The following is a 26,796-nucleotide window of genomic DNA, read 5'->3' as shown; positions in this document are numbered from 1 at the left end:
TTTAAATTCACAATTGACCATTTACCATTCACTTTTTAATATTCAAGTTCTAATTTTTCTTTCGAGTAATTTCTTACTTTTTCGGTAAGTTCAGGATTCTCTGCTAATTTCTGACCGTAAGAAGGAATCATTTCCAATAGTTTTTCATTCCATTCTCCGTGAAGCTTTTCTGGGAAGCATTTCTCAAGCACATTCAGCATCGCATAAACTGCTGTTGATGCTCCTGGAGAGGCCCCTAATAATGAGGCAATGGTACCTGATTTATTCACTACAACCTCGGTTCCGAATTCTAATTTCCCACCGGTTTTTTCATCTTTTTTAATGACCTGAACTCTTTGTCCGGCAATTTTCAATTCCCAGTCTTCTTCTTTTGCATCTTTAATAAATTCTCTTAAATGCTGAATTCTCTGAGCTTTTGTCATGGCAACTTGCTGAATCAGATATTTCGTTAAAGGAAGATTATGCCACCATGCTCCCACAAGGGATCTTAAGTTTTTTGTATTCACGCTTTCAGGTAAATCCAGGTAACTGCCCTCTTTTAAAAATTTAGTTGAAAATCCTGCAAAAGGTCCGAAAAGAAGAGCCTTTTCACCATCAATAATTCTTAAATCTAAGTGAGGGACAGACATTGGCGGAGCATCAACAGTTGCCTGTGTATACACTTTTGCCTGATGCTTTGCCACCAATTCCTGATTGTGAGTTACCAGCCATTGCCCGGAAACTGGAAAACCTCCGTAGCCTTCACTTTCTTTGATGTCCGAACTTTCAAGCAATTGCAATGCGTAACCACCGGCTCCGATGAATACAAAATCTGCTTCAACTTCCTGTTTATGATTGTTTATTCTGTCTTTCACTTTCATTCCCCACGTTCCGTTTTGTTTTGGATCGACATCTTTTACCTCATGATACAAGAAAACCTCAACATTGGAATCTTCCAGCAAATGTCTCCCCATTTTTCTTGTCAGCGTTCCGAAATTTACGTCGGTTCCCAAATCCATTTTAGTCGCTGCCATTACTTCCGATTGGTTTCTTTTGCTCATCACCAATGGAATCCATTCTTTCAGTTTATCATGATCAGTTGAGAATTCCATTCCTTTAAATAGAGCAGATTCTGACATTTTATCATGACGTTTTTTAAGATATTCAGCATCTTTTTCACCGAAAACCAAACTCATGTGCGGACACGAATTAATAAAATCTTTAGGTTCTTTAATATATCCTTTGGCAACTAAATATGACCAGAATTGCTTTGAAATTTCAAACTGTTCGGCGATGCTTTCCGCTTTGGAAATCTCGATGGTTCCATCCGGTTTTTCAGGAGTATAATTAAGCTCACAAAATGCTGAGTGACCTGTTCCTGCATTATTCCAGGCTGCTGTACTTTCTTTGGCAAACCTTCCCAATCTTTCAAAAATAGCAATTTCAAGATTAGGATCAAATTCATGAAGTAATGTTGCTAATGTTGCACTCATTATCCCACCTCCAATTAACACGACGTCGTATTTTGGTTTTGGTGTTCTGCTTATAAGGTGTGGCATAAAACTAAATTTTACATCAAATTTCGGTAAAAGTTTTTAATAACCACAGACCGTTTCAAAATTTTAACAATGAATTTCGGGATAGAAAATAAAGTTTTTATTATACTAAATAATACGATGGAAATTATCGATTAACAGGAATTGAAACGATTAATCAAATTACTTTTCTAAACATCTCGACAAATTGAATGAACTTACCTATTCAATCTGTTAAATATTCTATTAATTTAACTTAGTCGTTAACTTTTTGAATTGTTTTTCTGCATTTTTCCCTTCATACAAAATTCCGTAAATCGTATCAATAATCGGAAGTTCCAGATTTTTCTGTTTTGCTGTTTTATAAATAGAATCTGCAGCGTAATATCCCTCTGCAACCATATTCATCGACTGAATGGCAGATTTTACGGTATACCCTTTTCCTATGAGGTTTCCTAAGCTTCTGTTTCGTGAAAATAATGAATAGGCCGTTACCAATAAATCTCCTAAATAAGCACTTTCATTCACATCTCTCGGCGCTTCATAAATGGCTTCAAGGAAAGTTTCCATTTCACGGATTGCATTTGAAACGAAAACTGCAGTAAAGTTATCCCCGTACCCTAAACCGCTTGCAATTCCTGCTCCGATGGCAAAAATATTCTTCAGAATCGCACTGTATTCATTTCCTAAAATATCTTTACTGGAATGCATTTTAATAAAATCAGAATTAAAGATGTCCAGCAATTTTTGAGAAGTTTCGTCTTCCACCGTTGCTACTGTAAGATAAGAAAGTCTTTCCATGGCGACTTCCTCGGCATGACAAGGACCGGCAATCACTGCCTGATTTCTGAAACCTATTTTAAACTCGTCTCTTAAATAATGCGCCACGACATCGTTTACTTTTGGAATAATTCCTTTAATTGCAGAAACGAAAATTTTATCTTTATACTCACAGTTCATTTTATCCATCGTATCCGAAAGATAGATAGACGGAGTAGCCAAAACGATAATATCACAAGCAGAAACCAATTCGTTGATATCGGTTGTCAGTTTTAAATTCTTCAAATTAAAATTTACCGCTGTAAGATAACTTGGATTGTGACCTCGCTGTTCGATTGCCCCCTTTACATACTCACTCCTTACGCACCAATGCACGACTTTACAATTTTCAACAAGCATTTTCACAATAGCCGTTGCGAAACTTCCGCTTCCGACAACACCTACTGCCACTTCATTTTTGTTCTTTTTAGGATTCGGTTCTGTATTGGTTTTCTTTTTAGCCATAATAGAAATGTGAACTGCAAATATATTAAAACAAAGATTGAAGCGAAATATTTAAAGACATGATAATAACCATTTTTAAATAAAATTAACACATCAATACAATTAAATATCTAATTAACCGTTAATTATAGAAATAACTAAAGTTTCGTTAAAAATAGGTCTCAAAGTTTATTTTTAATTAAATTTGCAACCTTAAAACCGTTTAATTACACTAAGAAGAAGAAAATGAAAAAATTTCTAAGCCGTAAAAGGAACGTAAATATCCTTCTTGGAGGACTTTTACTAGTAGTTTTCGCACAGGGGATTTTCATAGCAAAGCTTTATTCGCAGAAGGATGATAAAAACTATGAAGTAAACCTTGTAAAAATAAACACTGAAAAAGACAGTGTAGATTACTTAAAAATGAAGACAGATCTTACTTTGGTAGATCAGACTGTGACACAACTGAACTCTTTTTTGAAATCTAAAGATGTTGCAAGTGAAAAAGTTACAGTTCTCAGCAAAGACAGCATTTCGAATTCTATCTATCTTGCTAAACAAGCCAACCGATACAGTCAATACCTGATGGATCTTCAAAAAAAATTGACGCAGGTTCCTCTTGGAATGCCAACCGAAGGGTATATTTCATCTAATTTCGGAATCAGAAAAAACCCTATTCCATTCAAAACTGTATTTGCTTCGGTAAAGTCTACTACATCATCAGCAAAACCTTTAGCAGCAACGACAAAACCTGAAGTAAAAGTTGAACCCGTAGAAAAAATCATTGAAGTAACCGACAGTTACGGGGAAAAAAGACAAGTGAAAGTAATGGTAACGCCAAAAGCTACACCAGCCGTATCTGCTCCATCTACCACTTCTGTCGCTTCAAATAATTCTCCAAAAGTATCAACAGAAAAAAATAACCCACCCGCAGAAGCCGACCAGATGCAGTTTCATAAAGGATTGGATATTGCGGTTCCTTTTGGATCTGATGTTATTGCAACTGCTGCCGGAACCGTTATTTTCTCCGGTCAGAAAGGCGGTTATGGAAATTGTGTTATCGTTTCTCACGGAAATGGCCTGGCAACATTGTATGGACATTTGTCACAATTGGTGGCTAAAACGAATGATAAAATAAAAGTAGGTCAGGTGATTGCAAAATCTGGAAATTCGGGACGTTCTACAGGACCTCACCTTCATTATGAAGTACACAAAAATAATACTCCGGTGAATCCGAAGTTGTTTATGAATTTATAGAATGATTGATATATTGAGACTTACGGCGGCACCTTTGGTGCCGCCGTAAGTTTTTCAACAAGAGTATTGTTATTTAATAAGCTGCTGTAAAACGCTCACGAATGTGATTATTCTGCTCTAATTCGTCAACTAAAACTACTGCAACATCTTCCACAGAAAGTACACTTCTTCCCTCTTCATTAAATACCGGATTTTCCAATGCCGTTCTGTATTTTCCTGTTCTGACTCCAGCTGTTCCCTGATGCATTTCGATGGCAGGGCTGAAAAACGTCCAATCTAACGTATTATTTTCTTTAATTTTATTTAAATAATCTCTCGCTGCTGTTGCTCCCGGTTTGATTTCCGCCGGAAAATCCGGACCGTCTACCAATTGATTTCCGTCGATGAAAAGACTTCCTGCTCCACCAACAGTAATGAATCTTTTTACCCCGGAATTTTCAACTGCTTTTTCAATATTTTCTGATCCTGTCAAGAAATCATTATATAAATTTGGATTCGTCCATCCTGCATTGAATGTACTGATTACGGCATCATTTCCTTTTAAAGCTTCTGCTAATTCATCTACATTACTTACGTCGATACTTTTTGCAATAACGTTGTCGTTCTGCTGAACTTTTGAAACATCTCTTACAATAGCTTCAACAGCGTATCCTCTGTTTACCAATTCGTTTACTACCTGTGTTCCCACAAAACCTGTTGCTCCGATTACGGCTACTTTTTTCATAATAATTTTATTTTATTAAATTGTAATAAATTCTGTTACATTTATAGTTAAAAAATTTTCCTATGCAAATTGATCGGTAAATTCTTTCAATGTTTTATTTCCTAAAAAATCAATAACCAATTTATCTGTTTCAGTAAAAAGATTATTCAAATGATCGTTGATATCTCTTCCTACAGTACAAATAGGATTCGGATTCTGATTTTTCTTTCCCAACACTTCCGTATTCTTTACCGCTAAATAAATTTCCGAAATTGTTATTGAATCTGCATTTCTTGAAAGTTGGGTTCCTCCTTCTTTTCCTTGTCGGCTTATAATCAGCCCCGCTTCCCTCAAAACACTCAATTCTTTACGGACAACTACGGGATTTATATTAATACTTCCCGCCATCCATTCGGAGGTTAGCCAGTCCTGTGGGCTATCCGCCAATAAAGTCATAATATGTATTGCCGTAGCAAATCTTGTATTGTTCATTGTAATTACTTTGCAAAGATATGCAATTTTTAATTGTAACAAAATTTATTACAATTAATTTTTGTTAAAGAATTAATCTGTCTAAATCTAAAAGTAAATAATTAATATTCTGATTGATCGTTCTTGTTGCCGACTGCATCTGATTCAGCATTGCGGCTCTGTTGTTGAGGTCATCCGCACGATAGAAACCACCGTCACTGAAAATAACAGACTGATTGGCAGCGTCCAGATTATTATCAAACTGGAAATGGAGCCATCTTTTCTTAATACTTTGGATAATCGGTACCCCTTCTTTATTAGAAAACTTTTTTTCTGTGTACATATACCATACAAAAGGCGGAAAGTTGGGTGATTCAAGTTTTTCTTTCCAGACATCTCTTAAAAGATTCCTCTGATGGATAAATTCTACTTTTTTACCTTTCGGATTTAATGTTGCTAATCCAAAACCAGCTCCCAAAATACCTCCACTGATGTCAATGGCATTACTCCAGGCGTTATCTTTTACAATTCCTCCGGCAATAGAAGCGGCCGCTCCCGTAATAATTGAAAACAAAATAAGTTTATTATTCCTTGAATCATTCAGGTTATCAACATAATTTCCAATTTGAGCCACCCGTTCACCTTCACAGTCAAATTCTGCAGCAACGGCATCTAATTCGGTTAAAGCAATAGTTATTTTACTGTTGATTTTACTTTTAAGCTGTAAAACTTTAACCTGTGATTCTAACGAGTTGCTTTTTTTAAGTTCCATAATATCATGCACCTCATCCAGATTATCCAATGCATTTAAAATCAAAATACTTTGATCAGAAAATAATCCTTTCAACTCTTTATTTGCCAAAATAATTGAATCTGAATTATAAGATGGAATTTTATTTCCGTAATTATACTGAAAAGGCGCTTTGCAATAGCTGTCCTTCAGCGTAAGAATATTTTGTTTAATCGTCTGGTTTTTCTTTGAAACACAGGAAGTAAGAAAACCAAAAATTGCTAAAAGGTAAATTAGTCTTTTCATTTAATCTATTTTAGAAATCAATATTGGAAAATACGAAATGATACTCAATCACGAATATACACAAATAAAAAAATTTACCCGAAAATGAGTAAATTTAATGTATTGATAAAAATAAAAAATTATTTAATCCCCAACAATTCCACTTCGAAAACCAATGTACTGTTTGGTCCGATTTCTTTGCTGATTTCCTGATCTCCGTAAGCCAAATGCGGAGGAAGGATTAATCTCCACTTGCTTCCAACAGGCATTAATTGTAAAGCTTCCGTCCACCCTTTAATGACTCTGTTTAATGGAAAAGATGCAGGCGTTCCTCTTTTTACAGAGCTGTCAAAAACTTTTCCAGCAATTGTAGTTCCATGGTAATGGCATTTTACGGTAGATTTCGGTCCTGGTTTTTCGCCGTCACCTTCAGTGATGATTTCGTACTGTAAACCGCTTGGTAATTCTACTACGCTTTCTCTTTTGCCGTATTCAACCATGTATTCCTGACCGTCTTTCAGGTTTTTTTCTGCCAATTCTTTTTTACGCTTAAATAACATATCTGCTACTCCCATATTATAATTTTTTGCAAAGATAAGAATTTGAAATGTGATGTTTTTTAATTAAAATATTCTAGAATAATTTTTATACAAATAATTAAATTTCAACATATTAAATACAAAATATTCATTTACATCTTTTGTAATTTGAAAAATTCAAATAATTGTAATACTCTGTTAACACTTTTGTCGAAACTTGGCGTTATAATTGAATTTTAAAAACTAAATGCCAATTCCACTAAAATATAACAAGAAATTTGACAGACTGACTGACGAGGAAAAAGAACTCCTTGAAATCAACAAAAAAAGTATTGCCGATTTTGTAGAACAGTCTCCATCTGTAAGCGATGTAAATTTTGCAACCCGAAATGCACACGCCAAAACCTATGCCGTTGCCCGAGGAGAATTTTTAATTGATAAAAACGTGCCGGAAGAACTGCATAAGTTTTTTGATAAAGAAAAATACAATCTGAAAATACGTTTCTCCAACGCTCACCTGAAAATCAATAAAAGTAAAAAAGATATTCCTGCTTATGGTTTTGCAGTACGGATAAAAGATGAAAACGGAAATATGATTGCCAATTATCCATTGGTGAATTTTCCTTTGTTTCCAATAAATTCCGTAAGCGTTTTTCTCAAATTATTTACTTCTGTAAATCGTTTTTTTATTAAAAAATGGAGTTCATTTTCTTTAATGATGCAGATTGTAAAAGTGATTCCTTCTACGCTTACAGGTTCGTTTATTAAAAATATTTTCAAACTTTGGACCAAAAGAAATGACTTTTTTCTGTCTTTTGATTTTCATTCTGTCGGAGCGTATCGTTTGGGAGAAAATATGATTAAAATTAAACTCAGTCCAACATCTGTCAGTAAAAATTTCGGAAAAAAATTAGCAACAAAGGACGCTATCGAAGAATATCTTACATCTAATAATTTCAGAGCCGATGTTTTGATTCAAATCTGTTACAATTTAGATGATCAGCCCATTAACAGACTGAATGTGGAATGGAAAAAATCGCCTTTTATCAAAATCGGAGAAATCATTATTAATAAAGATTCTTTGCTTGATGCTCGCTCCTGCGACAACGAGATGCTTTCATTTAATCCTTTTGAAAGCAATCCGTATTTTCAGCCTGTCGGAAAAATTCAGAAATTAAGAGATGAAGCGTATAAAACTTCACTGCAAACGAGACTCAAAATTAATAAACTACTAAAATATAAATAGTGAAGGGTAAATTTTGCTTTGCAAGCAATAGTGAAATTTGAAATAAAAAAGGCTCTACAATTTGTAAAGCCTTTCTATTTTATGATAATTGATCTTATTCTTCAATCTTTTCCTGTTCTTCATCTTCTTTTTTATCAGGGAAAATAAGCGATAGAATCACTGAAATTACCAATACTCCACCCACGATTCCTAAAGAAACCGGAGACGAAATATGAATCCATGGTGCGATCAGCATTTTTACCCCGATGAAAGTCAGAATAACCGCCAAGCCATAAGGTAATTTGCTGAACATATGAATGAAATTTGCCAATAGGAAATACAAAGATCTTAACCCTAAAATTGCAAAAATATTCGATGTATACAAAATAAACGGATCGTTTGAGATAGCAAAAATCGCCGGAATAGAATCTACGGCAAACAATACATCCGTAAACTCAATTACTGCAACAACAACCAAAAGGGGCGTCGCCATTTTCATTCCGTTCTGTACAGTGAAGAATTTATCTCCTACATAATTATCGGAAACTTTCCAGAATCTCTTAATTAATTTTGCACCTGCCGTGTTGCTGTAATCTTCATCATCACCGTCGTCACCACCTCCCCAAGATTTGATACCTGCATAGACAAGGAACAAACCAAAAAGAACCATCACAATATTAATTTTCACTGCCTGACCGAAAACAGTCATTTCCGGTAAATAAGTAAGATTAATTAATCCAACCCCTGCAAAAATAAAGACTGCTCTAAATATCAGCGCACCGATAATCCCCCAGAAAAGAACTTTATGGTGAAGATATTTCGGTACTTTAAAGAAACCGAAAACCAGGATAAATACGAATAAGTTATCCACAGAAAGTGCCTTCTCTACCCAATAAGCTGCCTGATATTCTGTTAATTTTTGTACGGCAATTTCATGGCTGTTAGGTCCGAGATCTGAATTGTAAACCCAATATACGACTCCGGAAAACACCATAGAAAGTGAAATCCATACAATAGACCATATTGTCGCTTCTTTAGAAGAAACTTCATGACTTTTTTTGTTAAAAACCCCTAAGTCAAGGAGCAACATGATAACTACGGTTATCGCAAATCCCCAAACCAATCCAGGATGAAGATCTAAAATACTACTGTTTTGTCCCACTTTAATTTTTTGTGTTATTAGTATAAAAGCAATAACTGCACAGAATACAATTATTGCTTATTTTATTTTTATTCGAAAAGCGGGCTAAAGCCCATTCAATATTACTTTTTACAAATATTTCTGCTGAACGGTCTGAATCGTCTGCTCAAGTTTTTTGTCTGAAGTAGGATCTCCAATTGCATTGAATTTCCATTCATTGTTTCTTTTGTAGAAAACTCCCATTACCATCGCAACGTGTCCGCTGAAAGATGCGTCGTTGGCAATATCATATTTAGCGAAAACCTCTCTCACATTCGTAGGAGTTCCTTCATAAATACGGATTGACGCGAAAGGAATTGTTCCGAAATCCTGACCTTTGTAACTGTTCAGAACCAAAGCAACGTGTTCTACATTTGAGTCTAACTGACTAAAATCTATCGTAATTACTTCATTATCTAAACCGTCATCTCCGTTTACGTCACCTGTTAAATCGTCTCCACTGTGTTTTACAGAACCGTTTCTGGATTTTAGGTTACCAAAATAGATAACTTCCGTTGCATTTTTGTTGGTGTCGTATAAAATACAGCTTCCGTCTAAATCGACTGCTTCTTTTTTAGTTCCGAAAAGCCCTTTTTTCTCAATTGCTCCCCAATTGATTCCTACACAAGCCTGTGTAAGTGTTGTACCATTTTCTTTCGTCAGGTTTATTCTCTGCCCTTTTTGTAAGTTAATAGCCATCTTTCTATGTTTATATTTTTAATTATTTAAATTCAAATTCAACATGGCACGAAGAATATTGGTTTCTTCATTCACATCGAATATTTTACTCATAATATCAATCCTTTCCAGATTTCTAAGATAGTCTTTTAAAACAGATCCTACATCATCGGGTAAAGTACGTTTTCGTTCTTCAATGGATTCTTCCAAATCCTGATTCCTTCTTTTCAATTCATTAAGAATGGCAATCTGGTTAGATTCGTTTTCGGTTATATTTAAATCTGACAATTCATCATCAATTAAGTATAACTTTTTTTCCTCAACATTAAAAATGAAATAATCCTCAGTCTGAAAGATTTTAAACAATTCATATTCATTAATGCCAATTCTGAATCCACATACAAAACGAACTCTGAAACCTTCAATATTAAGTTTCCCCAACAATCTTTTTTCAATACAATAATCCTGATACTGGTAGAAGGGTGCCGATTCAGGTTTTAGTTTACTTTCATCAGCATCTGTTCTGTAAAATTCCGCTCCGTATTTCCTCTGAAAATACAAAACATCATTCCAGTTCAATGAATTTCTGTTCTCTATCAGATCATTGTAAAGGCTTTTCAGATGTTGCGAAAATTTACCACTGTATATTTTTCTGTCTGTCTCAAAATGATCATCAATCTTTTCTTCAAAAGCAATAATATATTGATTATTAATATTAATCTCATTAATAACCGCCAGAAGATCATTTTCTTTTTTCCTTTTGATCTTCGTGAGCAATTCTATCAGACTGTCGGTGTACTGAAGATGGAAAAGCTCGAGCTTATTGTAATCCAATGTCTTATTTTCTTCAAACAGCCGATGAATAATATCCGTTTTTATGTAAATCGATATTATATCAACATTTTCAAAGAAATTGGAAAGAAGATTAAGCTTTGTTAATCTCCTTTTACTTTGTGACATTATGATTTCAACTTCATCGCTCACTTTCTGTTATCCTCTGATATTTGCTTTTAATTCACTTTCCAGCGTCTGAAGATCCTGATCCAGTTTTCTTCTGTTTTCAGTACCTTGCTGTTGGATTTGTTTCACCTCATTCAATGTATTGATTAACATCGCCGTTGTTTGTCTCAATGTTTCCGCAGAAACAATCGTCTGCTCATTTGCTTTGGCAACATTTACAGAATTCTGACCTAAACGTTCTGCATTTTTTCTAAGAATTTCTTCCGTTGTGGAAGACACTTTCTGCTGAACTTCAATATTCTGTTGCTGTCTGTGCATCGCTACCGCCAACGAAAGCTGATTTTTCCAAACCGGCAGTGTCGTTGTAAGAATAGTCTGTGCTTTTTCGGCAATCGAAACGTTGTTGTTCTGCACTAATCTGATCTGCGGAAGAGACTGCATCATAATCAAACGAACCACTTTAAGATCCGCCATTCTTCTGTCTAATCTGTTGATAAAATCTCTTTTGTCGGCAATCTGGTAATCTGCATAATTCTGAACATTAGCTTCCATTTCTGCCAATTCATTAGATGCTCTTTCCATTCTTATATTTCCGGCAATCACAAGACCTTCAATTTGTTTGATGGAATTTACATTGCTGTCGAAAATCGTCTGCAAAACAGCATTATCCTTAGAAGAAGTGATAATTCCTGCGTTTACTTTATGCGAGATTTGATCGATATTATTAACAATTTTATCATATTTGGCAAAAAGATTTTCTACCTGCGTCATGACCTTTTTCATGAAAGGCAATCTGCTTAAAAATCCTTTTACTGAATTTTTGCTGTTCAATTCGTCTACATCAACGTAATTCAATTCAACCAATAAATTATTGATCAATTCTCCTACTTCTCCGGAATTCGATTTTCTTACGTTTCCTAAAAAGCTGTCACTCTGATTGGCTAATGTTTTCTGAAGATCTGATCCGAAATTAACAATCGAACCAGGATTTGTCTCATCAATTCCATTGGCAAGAACTTCGTATTTTTGACGCTCTTCTGCCGGAAGCTGATTAAGATTAACATTCCCGTCTCTGTCTAATAAGGCAGGCGCCGTATTGGGTGTTTGCTGATTATCCATTATTGGTAAATTGATACAAATTTATCAAGTCCATCTCTTTGTCCCGCTCCTACAGCTTCGAATTTCCATTCTCCGTTTTTGTTATAGATTCTTCCGAATTCTACTGCTGTTTCGATGGAGAAATCTTCATCTAATTCATATTTTAAGATCTCTTCATTCGTATCTGTATTGAAAATTCTGATAAAAGAATTTCTTACCTGTCCAAAATTTTGTTTTCTGGCATCTGCCTCGTGAATCGTTACCACAACGGTAATTTCTTTAATTGCAGGATCAATTTTATTCAAATCAATTTTAATTTGCTCATCATCTCCGCTTCCTTCACCCGTCAGGTTATCCCCTGTATGAATTACCGATTTATCAGGAGATTCAAGATTATTGTAAAAAATAAAATGATTGTCTGAAACCAATTTTTTGTTTTCTCCCAATAAAAATAAAGAAGCATCAAGGTCAAAAGCCGTTCCTGTAGAAGTATTGTTGGTATCCCAACCCAATCCTACAGTGAATTTTGGGGCGTTTATGTTTTCTCTCTGTCCTTTTTGTAAGTTAATAGCCATAATTTAATTCTGTTTGCGTTAAAGTGTTAATGTTATTTTCGTAATCTTTTATTAAGTGATAATTATTGCTGATGGCAAGCTCCAGCAGATTATCCATATGTTCTTTTGATACTTTAGACGTAAGATACTCAAAATTACCTGAATCTAAACCTAAAATATATTTCACAATCCTGGTATTGAACTGAAAACTTGGCTTTATCATTACCTCCACAATGTGTTCAACATTTTTTACGGCATAGTAATTAAAATAGTTTTCAATCTTAGGATCGAGTTCAAAATTCATCAGTTCTGCGTAGTACATGAACAAAAAGTCTGCCTGAACATTGTATTCGTCAAGAATTTTATTTACCGTAAATTCATGACTTCCTGTGATCTTGATATCATCAATAAAAATACAAAGTTTTCCTTTTAAGAAATCTTTATCAAGATAATAGGTATCATTGGCGATCAGATTTTTACGGTCTTCAAAACTTAAATTTCCGTAATCTGTCGTATAAGTATGATTTCTGTTGATTTTAGATAAAATACTGGATCTTTTTCCTTTTTGAAACAGGTAAAAATCCAATTGTTTTTTGAAGTAAAAGCACAAAAAATTAGAAGCCGTCGGAATTGCCATATACGGACTTGGCAGAACCACAATTTCTTTATCTGTGTTTAAAATTTCCTCGTGCTGAGCAACAAATCCTTCGAATAATTCTTTGGCAAATTTTTCTGCATACAATTTATCTCCATACTTGAAATAGCTGTATTCAGCGGGTGAAAACGTAAATTCTTCCGCCGAGTGAATGTGGTGTAAGCTGTATCTTTTATTCATATTAATATTTAGTGTGTAAGTAGGTGTGCGCTGAAACCAAAATCTTTTGCTCCTTTATAATCTGCAATCGGATTATCTCCGATGTGTAAAATCTGGCTGAGCTGTAGATTTTGTTTAACTTTATTTTTAACTTCCTGAAAAATAAGAGGATTAGGTTTTGAACAATTGATTTCATCAGAATAAATATGAAAATCAATATACTGATCTAAATTTTCCTGAATCAGAAATTTTCTCATCGTCGTTCCTTTGATAAAACCTGTATTGCTTAAAATATTGATGGTCTTATCCTGATTTTTAATTTCTTCAAAAAACTGATGTAAATTTTCGAAAATCACAACTGGTTTATATTCTAAAAACAAGTCTTCACTTTTTTGGTAAAACTGGTTGAGAATATCTTTGTTTAAAGTTTTTAAGTCAACATTTAAAGATCCTAAAATCAATAAATAGATCTCAAAAGTATCCACATTTCCTCCAATTACTTCATTGATATTATTACAAAGATCATCGTAATATTTTACGACTTTCGCCACTTCGTCAATTGGTTTATTCACTTCAAAAAACGAAGAAAAAAGCTCAACTCTTTTTGCTTTAAATTCAGGATGAGATTTTATTAAAGTAAGCCACAAATCAAAAGAAAAATGTGAGTGTTTGTGGATGTCTATATCTGTTTTCAAAATGGTTTAGTTAAAAATTTTATTTAGCTTTTTTTCCGAAAAAGATGTTTTAAATAACTGTTGGTTCTATACATCGGTGCGTCTTTATAATGTCAATTACTCCCAAAGATAGAATTTTTATACTAATGCTGATTTATTTTAAGAATATTTAAGATTTATCATATCTGAGCATTTCAAATAACTCAATCGTAAAACTAAAAATATACAATTAATAAAAATACTCATTATGAGATAATAAATATTTAAAACATTGGCATAAATTTTATTTAAAAATCAAATAAAATAAGATTTCACCATTCATAATTGAAATATTATATTTATTTTTGATATACTAAAAATGAATAACTTATGAAAAAAATCTCTCTGCTATCCTCTGTATTGTTGGCAATCTCCCTCTATGCCCAAACTCCAAATTACGTACCATCTTCCGGACTTGTTGCATGGTGGGGATTCACCGGAAATGCCAACGACTCCAGTGGAAACAATAATAATCTTACTGTAACCAGTGCAACACTTACCACCGACAGAAACGGAACTGCAAACGCAGCTTATTCTTTTAACGGCACTAGCAGTTATCTTACCAATAATGCATTATCGTATAGTTTTTCGCAAACAGGTGCTCATTCCATTTCTTTTTGGATTAAAAAAACGGGAAATGCTGAAGGAGTAGCGCTAATGAGTGGATCAAATGCCGCTTCAAATTTCATTTGGCTTTTGCAGTGTGATACCTCCAAAACTATATACGGAACCAATAAACAAGGGCAATCCTGGACGTGGCTGAACGGTTCTAATTATTCTACTACGCAGTGGGAGCATTACGTTGCCGTTTACAATAACCAGACCATGCAGCTTTATAAAAATGGAGTTTCTATCGGAACTACGACCAATACCTACACGGCTACAACTCAGGCATCGTTGCCAATTTATATCGGCAGAGCAATTAGCGGAGGATATATTGCCGCAAATCTGGACGACATCGGTGTTTGGAGCAGAGTACTTACTTCCAATGAAATCAGTCAGTTATATTCAGCTACATTATCTACGAATGAAGTAAAATCTCAACTGATCTCCGGAACTCTTGTTCCCAATCCTGCAATCGATTACATTCAAATCAACTTCGCATTGAAAGGTGCAAAACCTTATAAAATTACAGATACGAACGGTCGATTATTATCTGAAGGACAAATTTCAACAGAAGAAAAAATAAATATTTCCGAATTAGCAAAAGGTGCTTATTTTATAGAAATAGACGGGGTAAAAACACAAAAATTCCTAAAAAAGTAAATGAAATAAAATTAGTGAGAATCGTCTCATAGCAATATGAGGCGGTTTTTTATTTTTCATTAATCTAAATTCCTAAGCTCTTCAAAAAAATTGAAAAATATTTTTGAGGTTTAAATATTTTTTATAATTTCGCAACCGATTAACAATCAACAATGTCAACAAAAATGATAAATATAATTTCTTTAAGCCATCCTATCAGAGCTGTGTACTTTGGTAGCACTGAATATTTATCTGAATAACGATCGACCTTTATACAACAAAAAATATAATGAAGGCCTATCTGTTCAGATAGGTTTTTTTTGCTACCCTATTTCCAGCTTTCGAAAACTCAAGTTGGTTGTCTACATTTTTAACGCAAAGAAAAATTTTCTTACTGAATAAGAAAGTAAGCAAAAATTCGAATCAATTTCATTGATTGTAAGAAGCTTCCTTCATCATTGACTTTGTCGCAAATCTTTGCTCTCTTAAATAAAACAGTTTTAAAAAGAACTTTTCGTTTAAAACATCAAAACAACCTAAAAATCAACAATTAAATTAAAAAAAATGAAATACAACACACGAAATATAGGGATTATAGCACACGTCGATGCAGGCAAAACAACTTTAACGGAAAGATTGCTTTATTACACAGGAATGATCCATAAAATTGGAAACGTAGATGAAGGGAATACTACGATGGATAAAGATATTCAGGAGAAAAATAGAGGAATTACCATTTAATCTGCTGCGATTTCCACGCAATGGAAAAAGGATAATAATATTTTCAATATCAACATTATCGATACTCCGGGACACATTGATTTTGCAGTGGAAGTTGAGCGTTCGTTAAGAGTTTTAGACAGTGTTGTTGCCGTTTTCTGCGCTTCTTCGGGAGTTCAGCCGCAAACGGAAAATGTCTGGTTTCAAGCAGAAAAACATGGAATTTCAAAAATCTGTTTTATCAATAAAATGGATAGAATCGGAGCTGATTTCTTTGCCGTTTTGAATGAAATTAAAACCAAACTCAATGCAGTTCCTTTGGCTTTACAAATTCCGATTGGCTCTGAAGATCAATTTGAAGGCGTTATCGATTTAATTAAACAAAAAGCTTTGTATTGGATTGATGAAAACGGAGAAATGATTATTGAAAAGGAAATTCCTGAGAATTATAAAGCGGAAACTGATGAATTCAGATTACAATTAATGGAAACATTAGCAGAATTTGACGAAACTTTCTTTGAAGCTTTTATGAATTCCGAAAACGAAATTTCCGAAAAAATGATTGTTGAAGCGATCCAAAGAACTTGTCAGGCAAGAAGTTTAGTTCCTGTTTTATGTGGTTCTGCTTTTAAGAATAAAGGTGTCCAACCTTTACTTGATACTATCGTCAATTATCTTCCAGCTCCGAACCAATTACCTTCTATTAAAGGAAAAGATGCGAAAACGGAAGAAACGATTGAATTGGAAAGAAGTGAGGAAGAAACCTTTTCAGGATTGGTTTTCAAAGTGGTTATTGATAAACATATGGGTAAACTTTCAATGTTGAGAATTTATTCTGGTAAGATAAAATCCGGCGATACGGTTCAGAATGTAAGAACGGGTGAAATTTTCAGAATTTCGAGAATTTTGCAGATGCAGTCGGACAAAACGTTAACAATTGAGGAAGGAAAAGCAGGTGATATCGTCGCTTTAACAGGAATAAAAGATGCGAAAACAGGAGATTCTTTATCAAGTCTTGAACAATCTGTTTTGCTTGAATCCATCACGATTCCGGCTCCGGTTATTCGAGTTTCAATTGAACCGAAAACGAATGCTGCTGAAAAATCTTTTGGATTGGTTTTGGCAAAAATTCAGGAAGAAGATCCGTCGTTAGTTGTTGAAAGAGACAGACAGACTGGAGAAACTTTGCTGAGCGGTTTGGGAGAATTGCATCTTGAAGTTACGTTAGAAAAGATCAGATTGAATCACGGAATTGAAATCAATCAGGGAAAACCTAAAGTTTCCTACCGAGAAATTTTAACGGAAACCAAAACTCACAGAGAAAAACTCGTGAAACAAAACGGTGGAAGCGGGCAATTTGCTGATATTACTTTTGAGATCGGACCGAGAAATGACGATGGAATTGGTTTAGAATTTATTAATAAAATCAAAGGTGGAGTTGTTCCGAATGAATTTATTCCGTCTGTTGAAAAAGGTTTCAGAGAAGCGATGGAAAACGGAGCATTAAGTGGAAATCCTTTAGAAAGCATGAAAATTACGCTTTTGGATGGGTCGACTCATTCCGAAGATTCCGGAGCTTATGATTTTGAAATGGCGGCAAGAGACGGTTTCAGAGCCGTTGCCAAAAGTTGTAAACCAAAATTATTGGAACCGATTATGCAGGTTGAAATTCAAAGTATTGAAGAATACACCGGAGTTGTGACCGCCGATATCAACAAACGAAAAGGAATCATCACTTCGATTGATGAAAAATCAGGAAGAAAAATCTTCACAGCGGAAGTCCCTTTGGCTTCTACTTTCGGATATATTTCTGATCTGAGAACGTTGACGAGCGGTAGAGCTTCGATCAGCATGAAGTTGTCGCACTATGCTTTGGTGCCCGATTTTATTGCTAATACATTATTAATCTAAAAAACGAGGGCTGTAAATTTATTTTGCAGTCCTTGTTTGGGTTACAGAGGTGAATTGTGAATTACTTTTTTACAGATTTTATTTCTCCGGCATTACCTTATACGTTGGATCTTCCTGAATGTTTACCTCAATTACGGCTTCGGCATTTTTCAACATCTTAACAGAATCTTTGCTTAAGTGTTTCAAATGTAATTTCTTTCCCTGTTCTGCATATTTCTTTGAAAGCTTATCCACAGCATCAATCGCGCTCATATCGACAATACGACTTTCCTTAAAATCGATAACCACTTGTTCGGGATCGTTTACAGGATCAAATTTATCTGTAAATGTTGTGGCAGACCCGAAAAATAAGGGTCCGGAAATTTCGTAATATTTAACTCCATTTTCGTCGGTATACCTTTTTGCACGAATTCTTTTCGCATTATCCCAGGCAAAAACCAATGCCGAAATAATTACTCCAACCAAAACGGCTAACGCTAAATTGTGAAGAACAATCGTAATTAAAGCAACGGTAATTCCCACAAAAATATCGGATTTCGGCATTTTATTGACAATTCTGATCGAAACCCACTGAAAAGTACTGATCGCTACCATCATCATTACTCCAACCAAAGCAGCCATCGGAATTTTTTCAATAAAAGGAGCGCCAACTAATATGATAATTAAAATCGTAATAGAAGCAATTATCCCCGAAAGTCTGGCTCTTGAACCTGCATTTAAATTCACCAAAGTCTGGGCAACCATTGCACAACCTCCCATCCCGCCGAAGAAACCATTAGTGATATTCGCTAAACCTTGTGCAACAGATTCTTTATTTGTATTTCCTTTGGAATTAGTAATTTCATCAACCATTGATAACGTTAATAATGATTCAATCAATCCAACTCCTGCCATAATCATTGCGTAAGGAAAAATAATCTGTAACGTTTCCAGTGAAAAAGGAATGGCAGGAATATGAAAACTCGGAAGGTTTCCGCTTATACTGGCAATGTCTGAAACCGTTTTTGTATTAATATTAAATCCTAAAACAAGGGCAAATACAATTAAAATGGCAACCAAAGAAGCGGGAACTACTTTAGTTATTTTAGGAAAAAAATAAACAATGGCGATCGTTAAAGCTGTTAATCCTAACATGATATATAAAGAAGAACCTTGCAGCCAACTGACTACTCCATTTGCATCTGTAATTTTAAACTGTTCGACCTGAGCCATAAAAATAATCACAGCCAAGCCATTTAAAAATCCATACATAACAGGTTGCGGAATTAATCTTACAAATTTTCCCAACTTGAAAACTCCGACCAATAATTGAAAAATCCCAGCAAGAACAACTGTTGCGAAAAGATATTCTACACCATGAGTTTTAATTAAAGCTATTAAAACCACAATAGTTGCTCCTGCTCCACCAGAAACCATTCCGGGACGACCGCCTAAAATTGCGGTTACCAATCCCATCATAAAAGCAGCATACAAACCCGTTAACGGAGAAAGCCCCGCCAGAATTGCAAATGAAAGCGATTCCGGAATCATCGTCATTGCAACGGTGAATCCGGCTAAAATTTCGTTTTTATAATCGATTTTTTTCGAAAAATCGAATAGTGCAATAGTATTTTTCATGAACGGCAAAGATATGGACTTTGAAATTCTTTACAGATTTTTTCTATTCTGTAATTTAACAATAAAAAAAGGAGTTATTATATTTTTATTTTAATACAAAAACCTTTATACAAAGTATTTTGTAAGCCACAAAACATTATTTTTAAAATTTTATATTACAATAATAATTAATCGTATGTATTTTTTTCTATATTTGAATTCAGAGAAATAAGGTATCGCATAACTTATTTACAAGCCAGAAAATATAAAAATATTCTGTGAGAAAAATTGAAAGACGGTATTTTTATTATACTCAATAAAAGTTCATAAATAAGTCTGAGATAATGATCTCATTTTATTTATAAAAGTTGATTATTACGAACTGAAAATTATTGTACGCAATACGCATTTTTAAATCTAATTAGTTTTATTATTACTTTGCGGTGCGTAAATTGTTACAACAGACATTAAGATTTAAATACAATGTTATATAAAGAAATTCATATAGGAAATTTCATAAAAGAAAAAGTTGAGGAATTAGGAATTCCAATGGAGAGAATCTGCAATTTCCTTAAAAAAGATGAAGAATTTGTTGAAAACACCTATAAAAGCAGATCTATAGAAACTGACCTTCTTCTAAGATGGTCTAAATTACTGGAATATGATTTTTTCAGACTTTTCAGCTCACACCTAATTTTGTATTCTCCGCCTTCTGCCGTGAACAAAAGCACACAGCCGAAATCTGATAAAATACCTTATTTCAGAAAAAACATTTATACTCAGGAAATTAAGGACTTTATTATGAAAAAGATTTACTCGGGTGAAATGACGCAAAGTGAAATCATCAAAGAATATTCTATTCCGAAGAGTACTCTTCACCGTTGGCTGCAAAAAAACGAACCAAATTAAAATCGAAATGCGCCCTAATTATAAGAAAATCTATCAGGATATGTTGAAAGACGATCATCCTGAGAAGCTAGAAAATCCTAAAATCCAAAAACTTCTGAATGGTTTAAAAACTACGGAAGAAATTCTGAATTTTAATGATCTGATCTTTGAACAATCAAAAGAAAGTATCAGAAACAATCAGCAGTTGAAGACGTACGATAAAAAAACGATCCTTAAACTTTTGCAATATCAAAAAAAGCATGATTTTTCTACAAGTTATATGTCCCGACAATATAAAATAAGCAGAACGACGATTGCTAAATGGAGAAAATTATTCGAAAAAGAATTAGAAGACATAAAAGTTAAATAATCATTTCCTTAATTGACAACAATATAAAAGCCGATGAACATAATTTCATCGGCTTCTTATTTGAAAAAGGTAAAAACGAGAAAAGAAAAGCGGGGCAGCGTCTTGCCGGAGTCGAACCGAATAATCTTGCAGAGATTTACCTGCTTCATTATTCCTCCCCTTAAAATGGTGACGAAGTATCTTTTCTCTACGACACTTTTTATGGTAAAACAAGGCAACAATCAAAAGTTAGTCGTGCTCTAACCAACTGAGCTACTCTTCCTATATATTTGTGTTTTCTTTGTGGAAGAGACGGGACTCGAACCCGTGACCCCGTCGTAATGAGCGAAGTAACACTTTTCTACGGCACTTGTTTTTATTTAAATTAAAAAAGAGGTAACTCATTGAAAGACTTCCCAATCTTTTGCAAGATTGTTTGGACTCGAACCAAAATTACACCAAGAAGTAAGTCTTTACTACGACACTCTTTATTATAAAATCAAGGTAAAAATATAGAATACTTTTCAGTGCTTTTGCTCTACCAGCTGAGCTACTTTTCCCGAAGAAAAGACAGGATTCGAACCTGTGACCCAAAGATTAAATATCGAAGTATGATTCTAAAACGACACTTGATTATTTTATATTTTTTTAAAACCGAGCAAAAAATTTGAAAGAGGCTTTACAATTTGGAGTCGAAGTAACTCTTTCTTACGGCATCGATTGTTTTAAAGTAAGGTAAAAATCAAACAGAGACTTACTCACAGAGCGATACCATTTACGCCATTCCGAATGTCCGGAAACAGGATTCGAACCTGTATTGCTGTCCCTTAACGAAGAAATTCTGTTTTACGACACTTACTTTTTTAAGTTTTTATGGTTATTGTTTTTTGTTAAAGCAAAATTATTGCTTTAATGCGCATTCTTTTTACGCAGTTGAAATTTATTTTAAAAACCAAGTAATAAATTGTAAGAGTTTGTTGATATTCAAATTTTAAGTTTGACGATGGAATTCTTACATACGACATTGTTAAAACCGAGCAATCTGACGAAAAGACTCATATTCAATTAGATTTCGAAGGATTTCTTTTCACGGCATCGGCTTGTTTTATTAATCTTCATATTTAAAATAGACAAGATATTTATTCTTATCTCCTTCTATGAAAAAATATTCATAATAAATTCCTAATTCATAATACGCTTCATTGGCATAGCTAAATTCCACTGTTTTAATATTTTTAATATATATCAAATCATTTAAGTTATTGAAAAATAATTCGATATAATTATCTTCTCTTCTTTCATCGATTTGTAAATTAGAAATTTCACCATTTTTAAAGAACCAATTATTTAGAGACTTTTGAAATTCTTCAAAGTTAATATCTTCAATAGTAAATAAGCATTCTTCTGGAAGTTGAAATTGATTTTCTAAAAAAATAGATTCATCTTTTTCTAATTCCATTTCGATTATTTCATATTTATAAGATAAATTACTATCTGGAGTATTTAAGTCTGCATATGTATATAAAATTCCTTTTATAAAATCTAAAGTTATATTTTTCATAATTAGTTATTTTAAATTAGCCCCGATTGCAACGACATCCTTTTTCTGCAATGGCTTGGAAAAAGCGTTGGCGAAAAAGATATAGTGGAAAGCGGGAAATAGCTCCTAAAAAAATTAATGGTTATTAGTTTTATTTTAAAAGCAGTGCCTTTTAAAGCACTACTTTTTTAATCATTTCTACAGCAGATTTTCGGTCTTCCAAAGCATTCAGTACGTCGAAGATTTTGTCGGACCAACCTGCAATTAGATATACATCATTTTTTCTGACATCCAAAGGTTGTTTTCCGTAACCAGCCAAATCAAAAATATACAATTTTGCATTTGGATTAATCTTTTTATATCGGTTCCATGAGTTTCCGAAAGCATTTGAAAATCCGCCAGTATCCCACATTTGGGTATCGGTAAACAACATAATTTTATCTACTTTTTCTTTTTTATTGATCAAATCTTCAATCACCAGATGACCGTTTGTAGCATAACCCACCTCGCCTTCTCTTTTGTAAAATGCATCTACATTTCTCAAAATACCGTTTTTAGGCATCGGAACTCTTTTCCAAGTGTCACCGAACATACCTGTAATCACGTTTTTACATTTTGACTGCAACATCATCGACATCAGCAAACCAATATCATACAACAATACTTTAGATTTCGGAGAAACCGGTTGCTGCATCGAACCAGAAACGTCTGCCGCTATAACCACAGAAGTTTCGAAACCAAAACCTTTGATATTTTTTGCACTCACCATCACCGCATCTTCCAACGCTTCCAAGATAGATGAAGTATATTTTGAATCGATATTTTTCAATTCTCTATACGCTGCCAAAAATCTGAATGGCAATTGTTTTGAATTTCTTACCGCTTTTTCATCCGCCAAATACTTGCATACTTTGTACATCGCATCTGAAGAAACGTTGGCTTCCAAAATATTTCTAAGGTTTCGTAAAGTTGCCATATAACCCAATTTGTTGCTGAAAATCAATTCTTCCCATTTGCTTTTGAAAGCTGATTTTCTTTCTGTATCGTCGGCAAATTTTGTCTGACCCAACACTGAAAGCTCAACTTCCCAAGTATATGGAGCTTCCAATGAATCGTTGACGATTTTGTTAAAAATAGCCTGTTGATTTTCATCTTTTGCTTTCGGGTGAACCAAAAACAAAGCATCTTTCAATGTCACTTCTGCTTTTCTGTTGTATTTTGCGAATTGGTATTCATCAAATTTATTGAAAGATTTTACCAGACCTTTTTGGATTTGTTTTGAAAGTTTATTCAATTTTTTCAAATCTGTTCTTTCGTTTGCCAATTGGTAATATGCCAACAATTCTGTGATTTCGTCTGCTCTTTGAATAACTCCGTCAACGGTTCTGCTTACCAAGTCTGTACCTGAAGTTTGCTTTGCCAATTCAGTCGTCAAAACCAACGGAATTGAGCGTAAATACATATCTTTTCTTGCATAAACTGCCAATTTTGCAACGAACTCAGGATCGTTTTTCTGAATAAGAGCTTGAATTCTCCTCAATCTGTCATTTCCCTTTTCATAAGAAGTGTTTGATAATCCTGTTGTAACAACAGCACTGTATAGTTCTTCTGCAGGTGTCATTGTATATGCTTTTGCCCCTTCGTAGTTCATTACTACTTTATTTTCTTTTCTTAAAAAATTAAATTTCATGGTTACTGTTTTTTGTTAAACATTTTGGAAGATTATCACTTCCTCTCTCATTTCTTATACAAAGTAAGTGTGCTTTTACGCAATGTTTTTGCGTAGCAGAATTTTTTATGAAAAAGTTTTATTTTTTTGTCATTTCAAGGAGTAGATGATACTGTAAAATAAATAAATCAGAAAATCATTTTAGTTTAAACAGTCTGTTTTAATTAAAATAGAAAACCGGGAAAGTAGAAACAAGCTATTTAAACAAAATCAGAAAACTATTTTAGTCTGAACAGTCTGTTTTAATTAAAACAGAAAACCGGGAAAGTAGAAACAACCTGTTTAAGCAAAATCAGAAAATCATTTTAGTTTAAACAAGCTGTTTTAATTAAAACAGGAAACAGGGAAAGTTTAAACAGCCTTATTAATAAAAAATAGATTCTAAACAAACTATAAAATCTATCTATTACTCATTTTATATAAAGGAATTGGGAATTGGGAGTTTTTGAAAATCCTTTATATAGTTTTGTTTCATTAAAATTTTAAACGATGATTAAAGGATTATATGAAACTCACGTTCAGGTAGGCAACTTGGAAAATGCAATTCAATTTTACACTGAAATTTTAGGATTGGAATTCGCTCATAAAGATGAAACTCGCCCGATTGCTTTTCTATGGATCGGAAAAAATAAAGAATCCATGTTAGGTTTGTGGGAACAGAAAGAAAATTTGCAGACGAGACATTTTGCCTTTACAGCAGATAAAGAAGATATTCTGAATTATTCTGTTGATTTTCTGAAAAATAAAAACTTAAAGCCTTACAATTTTCTTAAAAATGAATCAGTTCAGCCCATGGTTTTTGCATGGATGCCTGCCTTGGCGATTTATTTTAATGATCCTGATGGAAATCAACTGGAATTCATCTCAATTTTAGAAGGCGAAGGAAAACCTGAATTGGGTGTACTTTCCTATGAAGAATGGCTGAAGAAAAATAAAAAACTCCCTTATTGAAAGGGAGTCATTGTCATATTTCAGATTACTAAATCGTTACATTATTGTTGTAAGCACCAATGCAAAATTTTTGCAATATTTTTAGCATCATCTACACCTCTGTGATGCGTGCCTTCAAGCGTAAAATTCAGTTCGCCTAAAGCTCTTGCCATGCCAACACTTTTACGAACAGTCGGATGCATTTGCCCGAATAACGTTTTCACATTAATATGATCATCACTCAAAGGATAATCGATATTAAATCTTCTCGCCTGATTTTGAAGCATATTTAGATCGTAGTTTCCGTAACTCGCCCAAGTCAGGTCTTCAGAATCATATTCCGCTCTGAGAATATCTAATGCATCTTCCAGCAAAATCCCTTCTTCATCAAGCATTTGTTGCGTAATGGAGGTCAGCTCCGTACAAAACGGACTCACTTTCGAGTATTGAGGTTTCACCAAAATTCCTTCATTTTTGGAAATCTTACCGGTTTTTGCATCCATAATACAAACTCCGATTTCTATGATTTCACTTTCCTGACCTCTTGGCGGGTGGTCATCCCAACACGTAGCTTCGAGGTCTATAATTAATATATTGTCTGTTGTTTTCACTTCTTTAAATTGTTTATTGTTAGTAATTTACCGCAAAATCTCCCTTAAAATTTTGGCGGCATTGTAAGCATCGTCTGCTCCGCTGTGATGATTTCCTTCAAAATCCATATTCAGGAATTTCAACGCTCTTTTTAAACCCATCATTTTATGAAGTCCATTATAATGTTTGAATTGATTCATAATATTCAGGTAATTTTCCGAGAAAGGATTTTCGATTCCGAAATAATCACACTGCTGCATGATCTGTTCTTTATCGAATTCCCCAAAACCGGCCCAAATAAGAGAAGACGAGTCATATTCATCTCTAATTTTTTCACAGGCTTCTTCAAAATGAATTCCTTTTTCTTTAATCAGTCGCGGCGTAATTCCTGTAAGATCTGTACAGAATCTGCTTATTTTCGATCTTTCAGGGATTACATAGATGCTTTGTTTATTGGATATTTCGTTGGTTGCCCTATCCAGTTCGCAAATTCCTATTTCTATAATGTCGACTTTTTGACCGATAGGAATTCTGTCATTTTCCCAACAGGTGGCTTCTATATCGACGACTAATATCTTGTTTGTTGTTTTCATAATTTGTTTACATTAATTGATGAATGATTTTCAAAATATATCACTCAATTAATTTCTTGGCGCAAACGGCGGCGTCCATTTTTTCTTTTTCATCAAATCCTTCACTTCTTCGTAAGAAACCGGATAAAAATTGTGACAATCTACTCCGACATCGATGCTTAGAGCCATTTCGTCATCGGACAAAGTACCGTGCGAATGTCCGTAGAGCTGCCAAACTCCTCGATGCGAACCGTTCCAGGTTCTCATGGCGTAATGAAAAAGAATGATTTTTTGTTTGCCATTACTATTTTCATGTTCATCGATTCTCAATTCATGATAATCTCTGATCGAAGCAAATCGTTTAGGATAAGTCAATGCCGCACCTTCATGATTTCCTTTTATTAAATGGATATTTCCGTTTAATCGATCTAAAATTTCTTTCGTGAAATCAGGTTTGCCTAAACTCATATCGCCCAAATAGTAAACAGTATCGTCCTTGCCGATTCTTTCATTCCATCTTTTGATGAGTTCTTCATTCATCTGTTCCAAAGACTCAAAAGGTCTTTCGGAGAATTTTATAATATTTTCATGACCAAAATGGTGGTCTGCTGTAAAAAATATGTTTGGCTTCATTTTTTTTGTTTTAATAATTGTTATTTAATCGCAAAAGATTTTTTTAACACTTAAGAACATATTAGTTTTTAAAGTTTAATAGTTTGAAAACATTTAGTTCACATCAGA

The 26,796-nt window shown here is 33.9% G+C and carries 25 protein-coding genes and 1 pseudogene; 7 read left to right on the top strand and 19 right to left on the bottom strand.

Going from position 1 to position 26,796, the window contains the following annotated elements:
• Positions 1-35: 35 nt before the first annotated feature.
• Together mqo and ASG22_RS07020 are read right to left on the bottom strand one after the other, a co-directional pair.
• The gene (gene mqo / locus ASG22_RS07025; RefSeq protein WP_055982499.1) at positions 36-1,538 is read right to left on the bottom strand and encodes a malate dehydrogenase (quinone); all 1,503 of its coding nucleotides are present in this window, start codon (positions 1,536-1,538) and stop codon (positions 36-38) included.
• Between the two features lie 222 nt (positions 1,539-1,760).
• Positions 1,761-2,798 carry an NAD(P)H-dependent glycerol-3-phosphate dehydrogenase gene (locus ASG22_RS07020; RefSeq protein ID WP_055982497.1) on the bottom strand — a complete coding sequence of 346 codons (1,038 nt, stop codon included), beginning with the start codon at positions 2,796-2,798 and terminating at the stop codon, positions 1,761-1,763.
• 225 nt (positions 2,799-3,023) lie between these two features.
• Here ASG22_RS07020 and ASG22_RS07015 point away from each other — a divergent pair, with 225 nt between their 5' ends.
• Positions 3,024-4,034 (top strand): M23 family metallopeptidase, encoded by a 1,011-nt coding sequence (locus tag ASG22_RS07015; protein ID WP_055982495.1) that lies wholly within the window; start codon positions 3,024-3,026, stop codon positions 4,032-4,034.
• Positions 4,035-4,107: 73 nt separating this feature from the next.
• Here the strand turns inward: ASG22_RS07015 and ASG22_RS07010 are convergent, their stop codons facing one another.
• The 4 genes from ASG22_RS07010 to ASG22_RS06995 form a co-directional block, all read right to left on the bottom strand.
• On the bottom strand, positions 4,108-4,758 hold the full coding sequence (locus ASG22_RS07010) for an NAD(P)-dependent oxidoreductase (RefSeq protein WP_055982493.1): 651 nt from the start codon (positions 4,756-4,758) through the stop codon (positions 4,108-4,110).
• 60 nt (positions 4,759-4,818) lie between these two features.
• Positions 4,819-5,229: an Rrf2 family transcriptional regulator gene (locus tag ASG22_RS07005; RefSeq protein WP_055982491.1), complete on the bottom strand. Its 411-nt coding sequence runs from the start codon at positions 5,227-5,229 to the stop codon at positions 4,819-4,821.
• A gap of 64 nt (positions 5,230-5,293) precedes the next feature.
• On the bottom strand, positions 5,294-6,244 hold the full coding sequence (locus ASG22_RS07000) for a hypothetical protein (protein WP_055982489.1): 951 nt from the start codon (positions 6,242-6,244) through the stop codon (positions 5,294-5,296).
• A 119-nt stretch (positions 6,245-6,363) separates the two neighbouring features.
• Positions 6,364-6,798 carry an FKBP-type peptidyl-prolyl cis-trans isomerase gene (locus ASG22_RS06995; RefSeq protein ID WP_082504966.1) on the bottom strand — a complete coding sequence of 145 codons (435 nt, stop codon included), beginning with the start codon at positions 6,796-6,798 and terminating at the stop codon, positions 6,364-6,366.
• Positions 6,799-7,009: 211 nt separating this feature from the next.
• On the opposite strand from ASG22_RS06995, the gene ASG22_RS06990 reads away from it, so the two are divergent.
• Complete coding sequence (locus ASG22_RS06990; protein WP_055982487.1) at positions 7,010-8,008, top strand: catalase; 999 nt, start codon at positions 7,010-7,012, stop codon at positions 8,006-8,008.
• A gap of 94 nt (positions 8,009-8,102) precedes the next feature.
• Here ASG22_RS06990 and ASG22_RS06985 read toward each other — a convergent pair whose 3' ends face one another.
• From ASG22_RS06985 to ASG22_RS06955, 7 genes are all read right to left on the bottom strand, one after another.
• Complete coding sequence (locus ASG22_RS06985; RefSeq protein WP_238586891.1) at positions 8,103-9,077, bottom strand: TerC/Alx family metal homeostasis membrane protein; 975 nt, start codon at positions 9,075-9,077, stop codon at positions 8,103-8,105.
• A gap of 180 nt (positions 9,078-9,257) precedes the next feature.
• Complete coding sequence (locus ASG22_RS06980) at positions 9,258-9,866, bottom strand: TerD family protein (RefSeq protein WP_055982483.1); 609 nt, start codon at positions 9,864-9,866, stop codon at positions 9,258-9,260.
• A gap of 18 nt (positions 9,867-9,884) precedes the next feature.
• Entirely contained in the window at positions 9,885-10,805 is a 921-nt protein-coding gene (locus ASG22_RS06975) for a hypothetical protein (protein ID WP_055982481.1), read from the bottom strand.
• A 30-nt stretch (positions 10,806-10,835) separates the two neighbouring features.
• Positions 10,836-11,924 carry a toxic anion resistance protein gene (locus tag ASG22_RS06970; RefSeq protein ID WP_055982479.1) on the bottom strand — a complete coding sequence of 363 codons (1,089 nt, stop codon included), beginning with the start codon at positions 11,922-11,924 and terminating at the stop codon, positions 10,836-10,838.
• On the bottom strand, positions 11,924-12,478 hold the full coding sequence (locus ASG22_RS06965; protein ID WP_055982477.1) for a TerD family protein: 555 nt from the start codon (positions 12,476-12,478) through the stop codon (positions 11,924-11,926). The genes ASG22_RS06970 and ASG22_RS06965 overlap by 1 nt, the downstream gene beginning before the upstream one ends.
• Positions 12,468-13,292 carry a phosphoribosyltransferase family protein gene (locus tag ASG22_RS06960; protein ID WP_055982475.1) on the bottom strand — a complete coding sequence of 275 codons (825 nt, stop codon included), beginning with the start codon at positions 13,290-13,292 and terminating at the stop codon, positions 12,468-12,470. The genes ASG22_RS06965 and ASG22_RS06960 overlap by 11 nt, the downstream gene beginning before the upstream one ends.
• An 8-nt stretch (positions 13,293-13,300) precedes the next feature.
• Positions 13,301-13,966 carry an HAD family hydrolase gene (locus tag ASG22_RS06955; RefSeq protein ID WP_055982473.1) on the bottom strand — a complete coding sequence of 222 codons (666 nt, stop codon included), beginning with the start codon at positions 13,964-13,966 and terminating at the stop codon, positions 13,301-13,303.
• Between the two features lie 348 nt (positions 13,967-14,314).
• Between ASG22_RS06955 and ASG22_RS06950 the strand changes: the two genes are divergently transcribed.
• Positions 14,315-15,250, top strand: coding sequence for a LamG-like jellyroll fold domain-containing protein (locus ASG22_RS06950; protein ID WP_055982471.1), 936 nt, complete (start codon positions 14,315-14,317; stop codon positions 15,248-15,250).
• 543 nt (positions 15,251-15,793) lie between these two features.
• A pseudogene (fusA, locus tag ASG22_RS06945) lies at positions 15,794-17,860 on the top strand (elongation factor G).
• A 78-nt stretch (positions 17,861-17,938) separates the two neighbouring features.
• Here the strand turns inward: fusA and ASG22_RS06940 are convergent.
• Positions 17,939-19,477 (bottom strand): SulP family inorganic anion transporter, encoded by a 1,539-nt coding sequence (locus tag ASG22_RS06940; RefSeq protein ID WP_055982469.1) that lies wholly within the window; start codon positions 19,475-19,477, stop codon positions 17,939-17,941.
• A gap of 462 nt (positions 19,478-19,939) precedes the next feature.
• On the opposite strand from ASG22_RS06940, the gene ASG22_RS06935 reads away from it, so the two are divergent.
• On the top strand, positions 19,940-20,365 hold the full coding sequence (locus ASG22_RS06935) for a hypothetical protein (RefSeq protein WP_055982467.1): 426 nt from the start codon (positions 19,940-19,942) through the stop codon (positions 20,363-20,365).
• A gap of 7 nt (positions 20,366-20,372) precedes the next feature.
• Entirely contained in the window at positions 20,373-20,714 is a 342-nt protein-coding gene (locus tag ASG22_RS06930) for a hypothetical protein (RefSeq protein ID WP_055982465.1), read from the top strand.
• Positions 20,715-21,801: 1,087 nt separating this feature from the next.
• On the opposite strand, the gene ASG22_RS06925 is transcribed toward ASG22_RS06930, so the two are convergent.
• Together ASG22_RS06925 and ASG22_RS06920 are read right to left on the bottom strand one after the other, a co-directional pair.
• Entirely contained in the window at positions 21,802-22,254 is a 453-nt protein-coding gene (locus ASG22_RS06925) for a hypothetical protein (RefSeq protein ID WP_055982463.1), read from the bottom strand.
• Positions 22,255-22,405: 151 nt separating this feature from the next.
• Positions 22,406-23,923 (bottom strand): TROVE domain-containing protein, encoded by a 1,518-nt coding sequence (locus ASG22_RS06920; protein ID WP_055982461.1) that lies wholly within the window; start codon positions 23,921-23,923, stop codon positions 22,406-22,408.
• Positions 23,924-24,451: 528 nt separating this feature from the next.
• On the opposite strand from ASG22_RS06920, the gene ASG22_RS06915 reads away from it, so the two are divergent.
• Positions 24,452-24,913, top strand: a complete 462-nt coding sequence (locus ASG22_RS06915; protein ID WP_055982460.1) for a VOC family protein — start codon at positions 24,452-24,454, stop codon at positions 24,911-24,913.
• Between the two features lie 41 nt (positions 24,914-24,954).
• Here ASG22_RS06915 and ASG22_RS06910 read toward each other — a convergent pair whose 3' ends face one another.
• Genes ASG22_RS06910 through ASG22_RS06900 form a run of 3 tightly spaced genes read right to left on the bottom strand, consistent with a single transcriptional unit; the run spans position 24,955 to position 26,688 of the window.
• On the bottom strand, positions 24,955-25,503 hold the full coding sequence (locus ASG22_RS06910; protein ID WP_055982458.1) for a 3'-5' exonuclease: 549 nt from the start codon (positions 25,501-25,503) through the stop codon (positions 24,955-24,957).
• Between the two features lie 27 nt (positions 25,504-25,530).
• Entirely contained in the window at positions 25,531-26,076 is a 546-nt protein-coding gene (locus ASG22_RS06905) for a 3'-5' exonuclease (RefSeq protein ID WP_055982456.1), read from the bottom strand.
• A 48-nt stretch (positions 26,077-26,124) separates the two neighbouring features.
• Complete coding sequence (locus ASG22_RS06900; protein WP_055982455.1) at positions 26,125-26,688, bottom strand: metallophosphoesterase; 564 nt, start codon at positions 26,686-26,688, stop codon at positions 26,125-26,127.
• Positions 26,689-26,796: the final 108 nt, after the last annotated feature.

The sequence above is a fragment of the Chryseobacterium sp. Leaf405 genome (assembly GCF_001425355.1).
Taxonomy (GTDB): Bacteria; Bacteroidota; Bacteroidia; order Flavobacteriales; family Weeksellaceae; genus Chryseobacterium.
Note: the sequence above shows the minus strand (reverse complement) of the source record. Positions and strands in the feature narration are given on the sequence as shown.

Bases quoted from the DNA above. Each gene is read 5' to 3' on its own strand.
- ASG22_RS06940 (WP_055982469.1), bottom strand. From the start codon at position 19,477: ATGAAAAATACTATTGCACTATTCGATTTTTCGAAAAAAATCGATTAT.
- ASG22_RS06975 (WP_055982481.1), bottom strand. From the start codon at position 10,805: ATGTCACAAAGTAAAAGGAGATTAACAAAGCTTAATCTTCTTTCCAAT.
- ASG22_RS07020 (WP_055982497.1), bottom strand. From the start codon at position 2,798: ATGGCTAAAAAGAAAACCAATACAGAACCGAATCCTAAAAAGAACAAA.
- ASG22_RS07000 (WP_055982489.1), bottom strand. From the start codon at position 6,244: ATGAAAAGACTAATTTACCTTTTAGCAATTTTTGGTTTTCTTACTTCC.
- ASG22_RS06995 (WP_082504966.1), bottom strand. From the start codon at position 6,798: ATGGGAGTAGCAGATATGTTATTTAAGCGTAAAAAAGAATTGGCAGAA.
- ASG22_RS06925 (WP_055982463.1), bottom strand. From the start codon at position 22,254: ATGAAAAATATAACTTTAGATTTTATAAAAGGAATTTTATATACATAT.
- ASG22_RS06915 (WP_055982460.1), top strand. From the start codon at position 24,452: ATGATTAAAGGATTATATGAAACTCACGTTCAGGTAGGCAACTTGGAA.
- ASG22_RS06990 (WP_055982487.1), top strand. From the start codon at position 7,010: ATGCCAATTCCACTAAAATATAACAAGAAATTTGACAGACTGACTGAC.
- mqo (WP_055982499.1), bottom strand. From the start codon at position 1,538: ATGCCACACCTTATAAGCAGAACACCAAAACCAAAATACGACGTCGTG.
- ASG22_RS06985 (WP_238586891.1), bottom strand. From the start codon at position 9,077: ATGTTGCTCCTTGACTTAGGGGTTTTTAACAAAAAAAGTCATGAAGTT.
- ASG22_RS07005 (WP_055982491.1), bottom strand. From the start codon at position 5,229: ATGAACAATACAAGATTTGCTACGGCAATACATATTATGACTTTATTG.
- ASG22_RS06935 (WP_055982467.1), top strand. From the start codon at position 19,940: ATGTTATATAAAGAAATTCATATAGGAAATTTCATAAAAGAAAAAGTT.
- ASG22_RS06900 (WP_055982455.1), bottom strand. From the start codon at position 26,688: ATGAAGCCAAACATATTTTTTACAGCAGACCACCATTTTGGTCATGAA.
- ASG22_RS07015 (WP_055982495.1), top strand. From the start codon at position 3,024: ATGAAAAAATTTCTAAGCCGTAAAAGGAACGTAAATATCCTTCTTGGA.
- ASG22_RS06905 (WP_055982456.1), bottom strand. From the start codon at position 26,076: ATGAAAACAACAAACAAGATATTAGTCGTCGATATAGAAGCCACCTGT.
- ASG22_RS06950 (WP_055982471.1), top strand. From the start codon at position 14,315: ATGAAAAAAATCTCTCTGCTATCCTCTGTATTGTTGGCAATCTCCCTC.
- ASG22_RS06980 (WP_055982483.1), bottom strand. From the start codon at position 9,866: ATGGCTATTAACTTACAAAAAGGGCAGAGAATAAACCTGACGAAAGAA.
- ASG22_RS06960 (WP_055982475.1), bottom strand. From the start codon at position 13,292: ATGAATAAAAGATACAGCTTACACCACATTCACTCGGCGGAAGAATTT.
- ASG22_RS06970 (WP_055982479.1), bottom strand. From the start codon at position 11,924: ATGGATAATCAGCAAACACCCAATACGGCGCCTGCCTTATTAGACAGA.
- ASG22_RS06920 (WP_055982461.1), bottom strand. From the start codon at position 23,923: ATGAAATTTAATTTTTTAAGAAAAGAAAATAAAGTAGTAATGAACTAC.
- ASG22_RS06930 (WP_055982465.1), top strand. From the start codon at position 20,373: ATGCGCCCTAATTATAAGAAAATCTATCAGGATATGTTGAAAGACGAT.
- ASG22_RS06965 (WP_055982477.1), bottom strand. From the start codon at position 12,478: ATGGCTATTAACTTACAAAAAGGACAGAGAGAAAACATAAACGCCCCA.
- ASG22_RS07010 (WP_055982493.1), bottom strand. From the start codon at position 4,758: ATGAAAAAAGTAGCCGTAATCGGAGCAACAGGTTTTGTGGGAACACAG.